This window comes from Paenibacillus farraposensis (genome assembly GCF_020736845.1).
Lineage (GTDB): Bacteria > Bacillota > Bacilli > Paenibacillales > Paenibacillaceae > Paenibacillus > Paenibacillus farraposensis.
The window spans coordinates 1-287 of the sequence record NZ_JAFFQR010000072.1; the positions used below are offsets into that span (position 1 = coordinate 1).

Genomic DNA, 287 nt, shown 5'->3' on the forward strand with positions numbered 1-287 from the left:
TGCTTTCATTGCATCGGAAACCAGCGGCAAAGGGAACTCGAGGAAATCCGGATAGACGGTTCGTGAATCCGTATGTACAGCTAAAAACAGGGGAGTGTCTTCCGTCTGCATATTGTTGTTGTGATCCGAAAGGATATCTTCCACCTGCAACGGAGACAGGGAAGCAGGCTCCACCCGATGCTTGATGCGCTCGTCCACCATAAGCCGAAAATATCTCATTACATCCCGCCTCCTTTACTTACGGTATCTGTTGCCTGTGAAGCTATCAGGGAAGATGGGGAGGGAGA

At 50.2% G+C, this 287-nt stretch carries 1 pseudogene; it reads right to left on the reverse strand.

Annotated elements, in window-relative coordinates:
* Window positions 1-219 (reverse strand): annotated as a pseudogene (locus tag JO375_RS12540) (hypothetical protein); the annotation flags it as partial.
* Window positions 220-287: the final 68 nt, after the last annotated feature.